The sequence below is a fragment of the Ruminiclostridium cellobioparum subsp. termitidis CT1112 genome, assembly GCF_000350485.1.
Taxonomy (GTDB): Bacteria; Bacillota; Clostridia; order Acetivibrionales; family DSM-1351; genus Ruminiclostridium; species Ruminiclostridium termitidis.
On sequence record NZ_AORV01000061.1, the window covers coordinates 1 to 14,386 of the forward strand.

The 14,386-nt window shown below is 43.9% G+C and carries 11 protein-coding genes; all 11 read right to left on the bottom strand.

What is annotated here, in order from left to right; genetic code table 11:
- Positions 1-24: 24 nt before the first annotated feature.
- Positions 25-1,341, bottom strand: a complete 1,317-nt coding sequence (gene xylA, locus CTER_RS21470) for a xylose isomerase (protein WP_004629274.1) — start codon at positions 1,339-1,341, stop codon at positions 25-27.
- 67 nt (positions 1,342-1,408) lie between these two features.
- On the bottom strand, positions 1,409-2,620 hold the full coding sequence (locus CTER_RS21475) for an ROK family transcriptional regulator (protein WP_004629325.1): 1,212 nt from the start codon (positions 2,618-2,620) through the stop codon (positions 1,409-1,411).
- Between the two features lie 117 nt (positions 2,621-2,737).
- Positions 2,738-4,267, bottom strand: coding sequence for a xylulokinase (gene xylB / locus CTER_RS21480; protein ID WP_004629368.1), 1,530 nt, complete (start codon positions 4,265-4,267; stop codon positions 2,738-2,740).
- A gap of 282 nt (positions 4,268-4,549) precedes the next feature.
- On the bottom strand, positions 4,550-4,807 hold the full coding sequence (locus CTER_RS21485; protein WP_004629288.1) for a hypothetical protein: 258 nt from the start codon (positions 4,805-4,807) through the stop codon (positions 4,550-4,552).
- Between the two features lie 224 nt (positions 4,808-5,031).
- Entirely contained in the window at positions 5,032-6,597 is a 1,566-nt protein-coding gene (gene cimA, locus CTER_RS21490; RefSeq protein WP_004629441.1) for a citramalate synthase, read from the bottom strand.
- A 15-nt stretch (positions 6,598-6,612) separates the two neighbouring features.
- Complete coding sequence (locus CTER_RS21495) at positions 6,613-7,398, bottom strand: DUF3307 domain-containing protein (RefSeq protein WP_004629323.1); 786 nt, start codon at positions 7,396-7,398, stop codon at positions 6,613-6,615.
- 43 nt (positions 7,399-7,441) lie between these two features.
- Complete coding sequence (locus CTER_RS21500) at positions 7,442-8,092, bottom strand: SatD family protein (RefSeq protein ID WP_004629347.1); 651 nt, start codon at positions 8,090-8,092, stop codon at positions 7,442-7,444.
- A 301-nt stretch (positions 8,093-8,393) separates the two neighbouring features.
- The gene (locus tag CTER_RS21505; RefSeq protein WP_004629399.1) at positions 8,394-9,932 is read right to left on the bottom strand and encodes a 2-isopropylmalate synthase; all 1,539 of its coding nucleotides are present in this window, start codon (positions 9,930-9,932) and stop codon (positions 8,394-8,396) included.
- A gap of 420 nt (positions 9,933-10,352) precedes the next feature.
- Positions 10,353-11,348, bottom strand: a complete 996-nt coding sequence (ilvC, locus tag CTER_RS21510; RefSeq protein ID WP_004629472.1) for a ketol-acid reductoisomerase — start codon at positions 11,346-11,348, stop codon at positions 10,353-10,355.
- 125 nt (positions 11,349-11,473) lie between these two features.
- A complete protein-coding gene (ilvN, locus tag CTER_RS21515) occupies positions 11,474-11,983 on the bottom strand; it encodes an acetolactate synthase small subunit (RefSeq protein ID WP_004629443.1) in 510 nt (169 codons plus the stop codon).
- A gap of 298 nt (positions 11,984-12,281) precedes the next feature.
- Positions 12,282-13,907: a biosynthetic-type acetolactate synthase large subunit gene (ilvB, locus tag CTER_RS21520; protein ID WP_004629271.1), complete on the bottom strand. Its 1,626-nt coding sequence runs from the start codon at positions 13,905-13,907 to the stop codon at positions 12,282-12,284.
- Positions 13,908-14,386 lie beyond the last annotated feature (479 nt).

The following is a 14,386-nucleotide window of genomic DNA, read 5'->3' on the forward strand; positions in this document are numbered from 1 at the left end:
CAGGGTTTTTTGTATCAGTAGCAATTATTTTGTTTCACAGATATACTGGTTCAACAAGGATTCCAGCATTTCCTGACGGCCCGACTTGTTTTTGATCTTAACGCCAAGTGCGTGCTTTTCCAATTCTTTGAAGCCTACTTTTCCGTCAACTATATCTTTACCGATTCCGGTTGTGTAGCTTGAATATCTGTCGGCAACAAATGCATCGAACTTGCCATCAGTTACCATCTTGTCAGCTATGATAAGACCCTTTGCAAAGGTATCCATACCTGCAATATGTCCATAGAACAGGTCAGCCGGTTCAAATGATCCTCTTCTGACTTTTGAGTCGAAGTTCAAACCGCCCTTGCCCAGACCGCCTGCCTTCAATACTTCATACATTGCGAGAGCAGCATCATAAAGGTTGGTCGGGAATTGGTCAGTATCCCAGCCCAGCAATACATCACCCTGGTTAGCGTCAATGCTTCCCAGCATATTGTTGATTCTGCAGACTGCCAGCTCATGCTGGAAGGTATGTCCTGCCAAAGTTGCATGGTTTGCTTCAATGTTGAGCTTGAAGTATGGATCCAAACCGTATGTCTTCAGGAAGCCTATAACAGTACCTGCATCAAAGTCATACTGGTGTTTTGTCGGTTCCTTCGGCTTGGGTTCGATAAGGAACTGTCCGTTGAAGCCTATTTCCCTGGCATAATCAACAGCCATCTTCAGAAATCTTGCCAGGTTATCCAGCTCAAGCTTCATATCTGTATTCAAAAGTGTCTCATAACCTTCTCTGCCACCCCAGAATACATAGTTTTCTCCGCCCAATTCCTTTGTGATTTCCATGGCCTTCTTAACCTGGGCTGCAGCAAATGCAAAGATATCGGCATTTGGTGAAGTTGATGCACCATGCATGAATCTTGGATTTCCAAATGCATTTGTTGTTCCCCAGAGAAGTTTTACATCACTGGATTTCATTCTGTCCTTTATGGCAGAAACGATCACGTCCAGGTTCTTGTTTGTTTCGGCAAGAGTATCTCCTTCGGGTGCAATATCCCTGTCGTGGAAGCAGAAGAATGGAACTCCTATTTTTTCGGCAAACTCGAAGTTTGCTTCAACCTTGAATTTTGCGCCGTCCATGGCTGACATTGTGTTCCATGGTCTTTCGTAAGAACCTGCACCGAACATATCTGCTCCGGCAGCTGCAAAAGTATGCCAGTAAGCTACTGCAAATCTTAAATGCTCCTTCATTGTCTTTCCGCCTATAACCGCATCGGGATTATAGTACTTGAATGCCAATGGATTATCCGATCCACCGCCTTCATACTTGATTTTTGAAATTCCGCTGAAAATTTCCGACATAATACCCTCCATCTGCGTGCTTTGCACGCTGCTAAATAGTAAATTAATTATGTTTATATTTATGCTCCTACAGCCTGTGGCCAAAGAGCTTTTTCAATGGTACGATTGCAGCTCCAAGTGCCGAGGAATCCTCACCCAATTCCGACGCGAGTATCTCAACCCTTGATGCCGGATATTTCAGTGCCTTTGCCAGTGCAATGTTTCGCATATGCTCCAAAATATCCTCTGAAAATTTCACCAATTCCTTCCCAAGCACTATCCTGGAAGGGTTGATGGTATTTATTAAATTTGCTACCGCAAGACCCAGGTATCCGGCAGCTTCCACCAGAATGACTCTTGCGGATTCGTTACCTGCCTTTACGGCGTCAATGATAAAATCAATTGAATTTATGGAGTTTATATCCAACTCATCCGAGAAATCGGCTATAAGTCCCTGTCTCACAAGCTTTTGCGCTTTCTCAACCATCGATCTTGAGGAAACCAGGGTTTCCAGGCAGCCATAGTTTCCACAGGCACATTTGGGTCCGTTGTGATCCACCATTATGTGACCGATTTCTCCGGCACTTCCGCTGCAGCCCCTGTAGAGGTTGCCGTCTGCGAATATGCTGGAGCCAATACCGGATTTCATGTTTATACATACAAAATCTCTCTGTTCGGTACAGCAGCCTATCCAATTTTCACTTATGGCCGAGCATATGGCCTCATTGTCCACATATATGGGGAAATTACCCATGCCCGACATCATGCTCTCCAGATCAACTCTCTCCCACCCCAGATTAGGTGCGAAAATGACTTCGTGGGTTACATTGTCAACCATACCCGGCACCGACACGCCAACACCCAGTAATCTGTCTTCCCTGATAGCATTCCGTTCTATAATCTGCCGTACTTTTTTCTCAATAAACGCTATTGACTCCGATACCGACTGGTCGAATCTACTGGAGATCATGTCCCTGTACTCAACATTTCCGGTTATATCCATGAGGATAAATCTGATGTAATCAACATCTATATCAACTCCTATGGAATAATAGCTTTTTGGATTGAGTTCATATAAGTTGGGCCTTCTCCCGCCTTTGGATATTCCGATACCGGCTTCACGGATATAGCCTTTTTCCAGCAGATTTGAAACAATAACTCCGCATGCGGTGGGAGATAGACCTGTAAGTTGAGCCAAATCAGCTTTTGATATCTGTTTGTTGAGCCTTATCAATTCCAGCAGGGAAGTTTCATTAAATTGCTTCAAAAACTTATTGTTGCCTGTTTTACCCAACTTCATATTCCTACCCCCTCCCACTGTATTAATAAAATTTAAATGATCAACTTATTTTTAGACTTTGTAAACTCAGTTTATAATGTAAAAATCATGCAATTCCTGCAGCTGCTGCTTCAAAGTTTATTTAAGAATGTTATTAAGCTGGGTAAAGTCTTCCTTCATGGATTTGTACAGCTTTGTATATAACTTGTAGAAATCATTGTACCTGTTAATATTTGCCTCGATGGGAGCAAGTGTATCCTTAACCTGGATAACCGCTTCGCATGCCTCGGGCACACTGCTGTACACCCCGGCGCCCACACCGGCAAGTATTGCAACTCCAAGTGCCGGACCTTCGTCTGATTTTATCCTGTTGATGCCTGTACCAAATACATCAGCCTGCATCTGTCTCCAGATACCGCTCTTTCCGCCGCCGCCCGATGCCCTTACTTCGGATACTCTGACTCCCATGTCTCTGATAATTTCCAGACAGTCCTTCAGACTGTATGTTACTCCTTCCATGATGGCACGTACAAAATGAGGTTTTGTGTGCTTGGCGGTCAATCCGAAGAAAACTCCTTTTGCATTTGGATCAAGGTGCGGAGTTCTTTCTCCCATCAGGTACGGTAAATATATAAGTCCGTCACTGCATGGCTTGATTGTTTCGGCCTCCGCATCCAGAAGCTTGTAGACATCAATATCGGATAATTCCGCAGTCATGAGCTCCTCCATGCAGAAAGTATCCCTGAACCACTTCAAGGACAAACCGGCTCCCTGTGTAACGCCCATTATATGATATGTGTTGGGAACCGCATGACAGAAAGTATGCACTCTTCCCAGGGGATCAATTGTCAGTTTGTCCGTATATGCAAAAACAACACCCGAGGTTCCTATTGTGGATGAGACTACTCCCGGTTTTACTATACCGTTTCCAACCGCACCGGCAGCCTGGTCTCCGGCTCCTCCCACAACTATCGTTCCTTCATTCAAACCTGTTATGGCAGCTGCGGAAGCTGTAACCTTACCCGTAACCTCTTGTGATTCATACATCTTACCCAGCATTGAAGTGGATATTCCCAGTTTTCCGACTACTTCGTCACTCCATTTTCTTTCGGCTATATTCATCAGCTGCATACCGCTGGCGTCTGAAACCTCTGTTGCATATTCACCGGTAAGCCTCAATCTGATATAGTCCTTTGGCAGTAATATCTTTGCTATCTTTTCAAAAATCTGCGGCTCGTTGTTTTTGACCCACATGATCTTTGAAGCTGTAAACCCTGTAAGTGCCGGATTAGCTGTTATTTCAATCAATCTTTCCTTGCCGATAAGCTCTGTGATCTGGTCACACTCGGCAGCACTTCTCTGATCGCACCAGATGATTGCTTTTCTGAGAACCTTGTCATCTTTGTCAAGCAGAACGGCTCCATGCATTTGGCCTGATAAGCCCACACCCTTTACTTCCCGCTTATCAACGCCGCTTTTTAACATAACGTTGTTTATGCTTTCGCATGTACCCCTCCACCATTCCTCAGGATCTTGTTCTGCCCATCCAAGATTCGGCTGATAAAGTGGGTACTCCACGGTGGAACTTGCCACAGGTTTGCCGCTTTCATCAAACAATACAGTCTTAACACCTGAGGTTCCAAGATCGATACCAATTAGAAAAGACAATGTATAGTCCCCCTTTCCAAAGTTTACTTTATAATATTATATTATAAAGTATATCAATTATTTGCTGTTATGTCAAAATGATTTTATGAAAAAGCACAGGTTTTTATTTTAACTTTATCAACAATATCCCACATAACAGCAAAAACACGCATAGGCTTCAAAACCATGCGTGTTTAGAATTTGCATTTTAACTGCTAATAATACATTTTATAGCTTGCATTTGAAAGAATTTTACAGCCTTTCATTACCCGGTATCTGAATTTATGGGATAAAAGTTAAAATTTAATACAGTACAATCTCAAGCCTGTCAAAGCCTATTGTTTCACCGAAATGGTCGCTGTTAAAGCTGGTTTTCCTGTAGAGCCCGAATTCCCTGGTATTTTTCTTCAGCCAGATGGGCACCTCCACATCCAGTTCCTTGCAAACCGCTATGAGGCATTCCTCCAGCTGATCATGGAAGTCCACGTCCCCGTTCTGAGGAACAACCCAGGCTTCCTTCAGTAATTTTCCCCGCTTGACTAATCTGCCGTATAGTTTCAAATCTTTGATCCCCTTAAACTTATTTATTAATACTTATTATATAAAGACATCTTTATTATTACGCATAGGTTCAATAGAAAATTTTTACCTAAACTGCGTTTCAATGAGGCCATATGATGATCATAGTACTCTTTGGATTACCTTAAGTGCTTCATAAGCCTCATTATATACCAAAATTAATAATAATAGAAGTCAGGAAATCAACCGGCCGCATATGGCTGATTCTAATTTTCCTTCATCAGCTTATGCTCCACTGAATCCACCAGTGCCCGCCAGCTGGCTTCAATTATGTCGGTGGATACTCCGACTGTTGTCCAGGCATCCTGTCCGTCAGTCGTCTCGATCAAAACACGGACCTTGGATGCAGTTGCAAAATTGGAGTCCAATACTCTAACCTTGTAGTCGGTCAGTTTCATTTCTGCTATCCTGGGATAAAAACGCTCTAAAGCCTTTCTAAGTGCCTTGTCAAGAGCATTTACCGGTCCGTCGCCTTCAGCTGCGGTTATTTCAGTTTGCCCATCCACAAGTATTTTTATCATTGCGGAAGAGTTTACACTGTTCACGGTAGGTTCATTTACAATAACCTTAAACTCCTTCAGCTCAAAGAAAGTCTTGTATTTTCCCAGCATTTTGCGGATCACCAGCTCAAAGGAGCTTTCGGCGCCCTCATACTGATAGCCTTCATACTCAAGCTCTTTAAGCCGTTCAATGATTTTTTTTGTTTCCGGAGAGTCTTTGGTCAGCGTATTGTCCACCATGTTTATAATGCTCATTACAGCACTTCTTCCCGCCACCTCCGACATGAGGATATTGCGCTGGTTTCCAACCACCTCCGGATGGATCATTTCGTACGCTGAGGTGTTTTTGTTGACAGCATCTGCGTGCATGCCGGCTTTATGCGCAAATGCGCAGTTCCCGACGAAAGGCGCTCTTTCATCATGAATTATATTGGCAACCTCACTTACATATCTTGCGGTAGGTGTGAGCTTTTCCATGTTTGCTGCAGGAATGCACTCATAATTCATCATCAGCTGGAGGTTTGGAATGATTGTACACAAATTCGCATTTCCGCATCTTTCTCCAAAGCCGTTGATGGTTCCCTGTATCTGTACGGCGCCTGCCTCAACAGCTGCAATCGATCCGGCCACTGCCATCCCGTTGTCATTGTGGCAATGTATCCCTATGGCACAATCCACTTCATCGCGTACCAGACCGGTTATTCTGGCTATGTGGGAAGGAAGGCCGGCCCCTTTTGTATCACACAGGCAAATGGTATCTGCTCCTGCTCTGTTGGCAACTTTTAAGGTTTCCATGGCATATTCGGGATTTGCATTGTACCCGTCAAAAAAGTGTTCGGCGTCATAAACTACAATCTTTCCGTGATTTTTAAAATATTTGATGGTATCGTATATCATTCTCAAATTTTCTTCCAGCGTAGTTTTTATAATATCAGTGACCTGAAAATCCCATGACTTGCCGAACACAGCTATCGCTTCGGTGCCGGCCTTCAGCAGGGACTGTATGTTTGCATCCTCTTCGACACTGACGTTGGCTCTCCTGGTAGCACCAAAGGCTATGATTTTAGAACTGGCCAATTTAAGCTTCAGCACTCTTTCGAAAAATTCAAGGTCCTTTGGATTTGACCCCGGATTACCGGCCTCAATATAGTCAACTCCCAGGTTATCCAATTTATTTACTATCTTGAGTTTATCCTCCACTGTGAAGGAAATCCCCAGGGCCTGAGCTCCGTCCCTCAGGGTCGAATCATATATTATCAGTTTGTTAGTCATACTTTTCTCCTTTCTTTATAGTCCCGTAAAGACCAATATATATGCTGCTACTGAAAACACAACGCTTACCAGGGTCCCGATCAAATAATATTCCGCAAAGGCCCTGTCCTTTGCTATGGCATCATATCTGGCAATGGATTTTGCCGTTAATATGAAACCAAGAGCAGAAAATTGATTTATACTGATGAAAAATACAATAAGTATACGTTCAAGAGTACCTATTATTGCTCCGGTACGCTGCTGTTTTACGTTTCTTTCCGCCTCCTCTTCCGGTTTAAAGGCCGAAAAGAACAGATTGAAGGTTATATTTGCGGGCTTTATTATCAGCAGGCCCACCAGCAGCCATTTAATCGCATTAACCGGATTAATGTTAACCATTCCCAGCAAATCCGACCAAATTTTATTCAGGTGCAGCAAAGGACTCTGCCAGCTCACTTTTACATACAGTAATGCTATCAACAACAATAAAAATATATGTAACAGCTGGTCTGCCATAAATACAACTGCCGGCTTCTTATGGTATCCTTTAAAAAAATTGTTTTCAGCGGTCCAATACTTCAGAGAGTCAACCATAAAGTGAGCCAGCACCGAAAGCAGCAGACACAACAGCAGCAAAGCACCAAACCTGATAAATATCAGGGCAAGTATAAACGGTATGCCATATTGTACGGAATGTACAACAACCCCCCGGTAACTTGTTTTCTTATTTCGTGCTATTTTCTCTGTTTGCAGATAAAAGTCACCTAAAACATGCAGCGTTACCAACACCCATATCAGTAAAAAGCCCTTACCTGTATCCATACTCAACCCTCCTAAAAAATTTATCCGGTGCCCCTTTGCAGGTCTATCCCCATTCTCTTAAAAGCACCTCTTCCAAAACTTGTTTGGTATGCAGATAGCTGTAATACCCCGAACTCTTCAAGCCCCTCTGGACAGTGGACTGGACTATTCCAAGCCTGCGGGCAACCTCTCTCTGGTTGTCTTCGCATATGACAGTTTCGAGAATAAGTCTTACCTGCTTCTGAGTCCACTTTCCCTGAATAAGGGACCAGAGGCTGAAAGTGCTGTTTGCCAGCGCAACTATACTTATATTGTCATCAGCGGCAATTTTAACCGAAGTCTGGTCGCTCCTCCTGCTTTTATGGCTTTTTTTGATCTCATTTATCATGCGCCTTGCATGGTGATAAGCGGTCCCGTCGGCTCCTATTGCCATTTCCCGGTTTATTTTAGTCGATATGTCACCAAATCCGATCCCGAACCGGATTTTTACAGGATACATTTTAAGCATTATTCTTTCAATTATCCTGATTATGGGCTGTGTTGAATTCAAGAGTCCCTGAAACTCATCCCCCAGAGTCACGATGAATTTAGCAGCTATATAATTGTCAAATTCTGAATTTATTTCTTCCAATACCTGTTCAAGCTGTTCCTGCACCTGAAAGCGATCCTTTATTTTACGGGAATTTTTTATATCCCCGATAACAGCAAAATACATATTCTACCTCCCGGACTTATTTCGAGTATATATTCAGCTATACAGTATCACATTCAAACAGTAAATTCAACAAATTTGATGCATTATCAGGTGCATCAAATTTATTATTGCATATATGGATGCATCATTTCACATTTTGCATTAATCCATGCATCATAATTCAAAGCTGCAGCAGATCAATTTTCCGGTGTACACATTCAAACTCAGTATTATAAGTGCCTCGTCACTGTTCCAAAAGTTATAAATTCCCATATTCTAAAAAAAGCAGCCCTTTTAGGGGCTGCTTCAGCTTCAAGCGCCCCTACCGGCTAATTATTGCCTCTTCACTTATCTTACCGATCTCGCTTATAGATCTGTTTATTGCACTGAGATAGGCTTTAACACTTGCTTCAATTATATCCGTGCTGACACCTTTACCCATGTATACCGAGTTGTTAGAGGATATTTTGACAGTCACCTCTCCCAGAGCATCCTTACCCTCGGTTACAGCTTTGATGCTGTAATGCACCAGTTCGGCCTTAACATCCGTCGCACGTTCTATGGCATTGAAAGCAGCATCCACAGGACCATCCCCGGTGGCGGCCTCGGTTATTACTTCATTCTCTCTCCTGATGCTGACAGTTGAGGTGGATATCATCTTATTCCCGCTGTTTATCTGGAAGCTGTCGATTACAAATATTTCAGGCACAGCAATATTTTCATCCACCAGTGCTTCAATATCCTTGTCGGTGACTATTTTCTTTCTGTCGGCAAGATCCTTGAATTTCTCAAAGGCAGCCTTGACTTCCTCGGCGGACAATACATAGCCCATTTCCTTCAATCTGTCTTCAAAGGCATGATGACCTGAAAGCTTTCCCAGAACCATCCTGTTTTTACCCACACCCACTGACTCGGGAGTCATTATCTCATAAGTGGATTTTTCTGAAAGAACTCCATGCTGGTGTATTCCTGATTCATGGGCAAAAGCATTTGCCCCCACTATGGCTTTGTTTGGCTGTACACCCACACCTGTAAGGCTTGAAACAAGCCTGCTGGTTCTGTAAATTTGTGTAGTATCTATTTTATGAGTTATGTCATAGTAATCTTTTCTTGTGTCAATGCCCATTACTATTTCTTCAACAGCGGCATTGCCGGCTCTTTCACCAAGACCGTTAACAGTACATTCTACCTGTACGGCGCCATTTTCCACGGCAGCCAGTGAATTGGCCACAGCCAGGCCAAGGTCGTTATGGCAGTGAACACTGATATCGGCCTTATCTATGTTTGGTACATTGTTCCGCAGGTTTCTGATCAATCTGCCGAACTCCACAGGTGTGGTATACCCCACAGTATCGGGAATATTTACTACAGTTGCACCGGCGGCAATAACAGCCTCAACTATCCTTATGAGAAAATCCTCACGGGTTCTGCTGGCATCTTCAGCTGAAAACTCCACATCGGAGCAATAGCTTTTTGCACGCCTCACCATGGCTACGGCACGTTCAAAGACCTCTTCCTCCGTCATCTTCAGCTTGTATTTCATGTGTATGTCCGAAGTTGCTATGAAAGTGTGGATTCTTGGATTTTCTGCGTACTGTACGGCTTCCCATGCCCTGTCTATATCTTTTTCCGTTGCACGGCACAGGCTGGCTATCGAAACTCCCTTTATATTTTTTGAGAGCGTCATAATGGATTCAAAATCTCCCGGTGAAGCTATGGCAAAGCCTCCCTCGATAACATCCACTCCCAGTCTGGCCAATTGCTTGGCAATTTCCATTTTCTCCTGGAGATTCAAATTAACACCCGGAGTTTGCTCTCCGTCTCTCAGTGTGGTATCAAATATTCTGATCCTTCTTGCCATAGAAATACCCTCCTTCCAGGGAACACTCCGTTCCCTTCATTCTAACATTCATAAACGTCTAAAATCAGTAAATTTTTATCAGCTTGTTGTTGGTACTATTAAAACCCTTTATACAACAAGTACTTCCGTACAGACATATATAAATGGATTGCTTACAAAATAGATGCTCGTATTAGTAAAGGCTTATAACAGGCAAATTAGCCGTCGCTTACATTCGCCATCCTGGCTCATAGTAAAGCTAAAACCAGCGTCGTGCAGGTTTTCCGGCTACTTTGCTGTTCTTCGCCTACTAATCCATGCACCTATTTTAATTAAGCTTCCCATTTATATATGCTGCACTCGCGTACTTGCTGTATTATTAGATTTTTTCAACAACAAAAATTAATAAAATTTTAATGGAATTTTTCCATCTCTATATGTTTATTTCTTCAGCCAGCTCATCATCTTTCTGAGTTCTGCGCCTACTTTTTCCACCTGATGTTCTGCTTCATTCCTTCTCATGGCAAGGAAGTTTGCCCTTCCGCCTGCATTATTTTCAGTGACCCAGTTTGTAGCGAACTTTCCATCCTGGATTTCCTTAAGTACTTTCTTCATTTCTTTTCTGGTTTCCTCAGTGATTATTCTCTTACCTGTAACATAATCTCCATACTCGGCTGTGTCACTGATTGAGTATCTCATTTCAGCAAAACCGCCCTGATTTATGAGATCTACTATGAGCTTCATTTCATGCACACATTCGAAGTAGGCGATTTCAGGCTGATAACCGGCATTTACAAGTGTTTCGAAGCCCGCTTTCATCAACTCGGTAACTCCTCCGCAAAGTACAGCCTGTTCACCGAACAAATCTGTTTCTGTCTCTTCTCTGAAGGTAGTTTCAAGTATTCCTGCCCTTCCTGCTCCTATACCTGCCGCATAAGCGAGCGCGTAATCCTTTGCCTTGCCTGATGCATCCTGAGCTATTGCTATCAATGCAGGAACGCCTTTTCCTTCCCTGTACTGGCTCCTTACCGTATGTCCAGGGCCCTTCGGAGCGGCCATTATAACATCGACATCAGCCGGCGGTATGATCTGGTTGAAATTGATGTTGAAGCCGTGGGCAAACATAAGTATATTGCCTTCTTCCAGGTTTGGAGCAATGCTTTCATAGTACATTGCCTTCTGCTTTTCATCAGGTATTAATATCATTATGACATCAGCCATTTTAGCGGCGGCAGCAGTATCATAAACCTTTAAGCCGTCGGCCTCTACCTGCTTTCTTCTTGCCGAATCCGGAGTCAGGCCCACTATAACATTAACTCCGCTATCCTTAAGGTTCTGCGCATGTGCGTGTCCCTGACTTCCATATCCTATTACTGCCACGGTTTTACCTTCCAGTAACTTCAAATTACAGTCGCTATCGTAGTACATTCTTGCCATTTTAACTTACCTCCTAGTTTTTATATTACAATTTAAACACTGCAAGTATTTATATTTTTAAACCCATTATACCGGCGAAGTATTCAGGCACTTAAAGCATTCCGCCCGGTATGTGAGGATTTTGGCTATTCTTCGGTGTTTCCGGCTTTTATATATTTGTTTCCTCTTTCTATGGCAATTGTCCCCGTACGGACTATTTCCTTTACTCCGAACTGCTTGAGCATATCCTCCAGAGCTTCCACCTTGTCGGTAGAGCCCGAAATCTCCACTGTTAACGTATTTTTTGATACATCAACGATCTTTGCACGGAATATCTCGACTATCTGTATAATTTCCGATCTTGTCGCCGCTGTGGCATTAACTTTTATCAGGGCAAGTTCACGGCTGACCGAATCAGAGTTCTCCAACTCTCTGATTTTTATGACATCAATCAGTTTGTTCAATTGCTTGCTTACCTGTTCAACAGTGTATTCATCACCGTTTACAACTATTGTCATTCTTGAAACCTCCGGGTTTTCAGTCACTCCAACCGCAAGACTGTCAATATTGAAACCCCTCCTGCTGAACAGGCCGGCTACTCTGGACAAAACTCCCGAACGGTTTTCAACCAGTACCGATAGTGTGTGCTTTGCCATCTTCATTCCTCCCTCATTAAGAAATTCTATACGCAAATCCGCTTCGCGCTCACTTAGGAACCCTGCCTATGCTACGCAAATTATCTTGTTCGCTATGGGGGACTACTCCCCCCTTCGACGGAGCTTACGCTCCTGAGCACCCCCTCCAAACCGGGAAGGGGATTCCCCTTTCCAAACCCCGAGTATAGAAATTTACCATTCGGAATTTTCTGGTGTACACATTCAAACCCAGTATTGTAAGTGCCTCATCACTGTTCCAGAACTTATAAATTCCTATACTCCAAGAAAATTCTATACGCTAAATAGTCGGCTCTTCAGGATCAACAATACACTCCAGCAAATAAGTACTGTCATCTGCCAGAAATCTGTCCAATGCCGCATTTATCTGGGAATCAGCCATGATCTTTTCGGCCTGGAAGCCATAGGCTTCGGCCAGTTTTACAAAATCAGGATTGTCATTCATGAACACCTGGGAGTATCTCCTGTTGTATTTGTTTTTCTGTATCTCGCGCACCATCCCAAGCCTCGAGTTATTCAAAATCAGTATTTTGATGCCTATTTTACTTTGCTTTATGGTCCCCAGTTCAGGCATTGACATCTGGAAACTGCCGTCACCGCCGACGATAACCACTGTACTGTCCGGGCTGCCCAGTTTTGCACCTATTGCAGCCGGCAAACCGTACCCCATTGTTCCCAGACCGCCGGAGGTTATAAATGCTCCGGGCCTTTTAGCGGTGAAATTATTTGCAGCCCATATCTGGTTCTGTCCCACCTCTGTCGCAAGGATGGCTGAGGTATCTAGCCTTTCTGAGAGCAGGCTTATTACCAGCCTCGGATTGACAGTATCCTTGTCACCGGCTTTGGGCTTCTCAAGCTTTTCCGCCTTGACTCTCTTCACTTCCTTCACCCAATCGGAGGTATCTCCGGGTTGTATCACACTGCTGAGAGCTTCCAGGATGAGTTTTGCATCTCCTACCACCGGAATGGCAGTACTTACATTTTTTCCAATCTCGGCAGGATCAATGTCTATATGAATTATTTTAGCCTTCTCGGCAATTTTTTCAGCTGTACCCAAAGCACGGTCCCCCACTCTGGCACCTATCAATATAAGCAGATCTGTTCTGTTTACTGCGTAATTTGCGGCAAACACCCCGTGGGACCCCAGCATTCCCAGGTTCAGCGGATGATCTCCCCTTATAGACCCTATCCCCATAAGTGTTGTTACCACCGGTATACCGCACTTTTCAGCAAAAGAGGTCATTATATCGGTGGCTTCTGCAGTCACAACACCGCCGCCGGCACAAATGACCGGTGTTTTGGCTTTTGAGATTGCTTCGGCAATTCTTTTTATCTGCTGGGGATGTCCCTTGTAATTTGGTTTATAGCCTTTTATTTCCACTGTTTCCGGATAGTTAAAATCCAGCTTTTGTGTCTGTATATCCACCGGAACATCGATTACCACCGGTCCGGGCCTTCCTGTTGAAGCTATATGAAAGGCTTCTTTAATAATCCTCGGCAGCTCCCGCACATCCTTTACGAGATAGTTGTGCTTGCAGAAGGGTGCTGTTGCTCCCGTTGTATCAACCTCCTGGAAAACATCCCTTCCGATCAGCTCCAGGGATACCTGCCCTGTAATAGCAACCATGGGTATGGAGTCGGAATATGCGGTGGCTATTCCCGTTATCAGATTCGTGGCCCCGGGCCCTGAGGTTGCCACACAGACACCGGGCTTGCCTGTAACCCTTGCAAACCCGCTGGCAGAATGAGCAGCACCCTGTTCATTTCTGGTCAGCACATGTGTTATTTCCGAATCCAGCAGAGCATCATAAAATGGACAGATTGCTGCTCCCGGATAACCAAATATTATATTTATTCCTTCAAGTTCCAATGCCTTTACCATAGCCTGTGCACCTGTCAGCTTCATTCCCGGTCCTCCTTCTATTCATACTTCTTTCATTATTACCCAAAGTTACTCCCAACACACCACCCGGTATCAATATTTGATCCCGGCCAACCCCGGAATGATGTTATGGCGATTTTAAAATGAGATTTAGATATAAAAATACCCTCGGCTCTGCAATATGCAGGGACGAGGGATAATTCCTCCGTGGTACCACCCTGATTTAATGCAATCTATACAAAGACTGCACTCTCAGTGGACATCTCCGGCGCGCGCCTGTGTCCGGGCTATATCGTAGCCGCCGCTGCCGCCTACCGTGATAAAATATCATTTTGGCCCCAGTCCTCCGGAATGAGTTATACATGTACCTGTCGTATCAGCTCGCACCATCCGCTGACTCTCTGACCCGAATTCAATACATCTTACTTCCTTCATCGATCAATTAATTTAATTGTCTCTTTTCAGTCCATAAAAAACTTGAAAAAGCTGTAAATCCTATATTT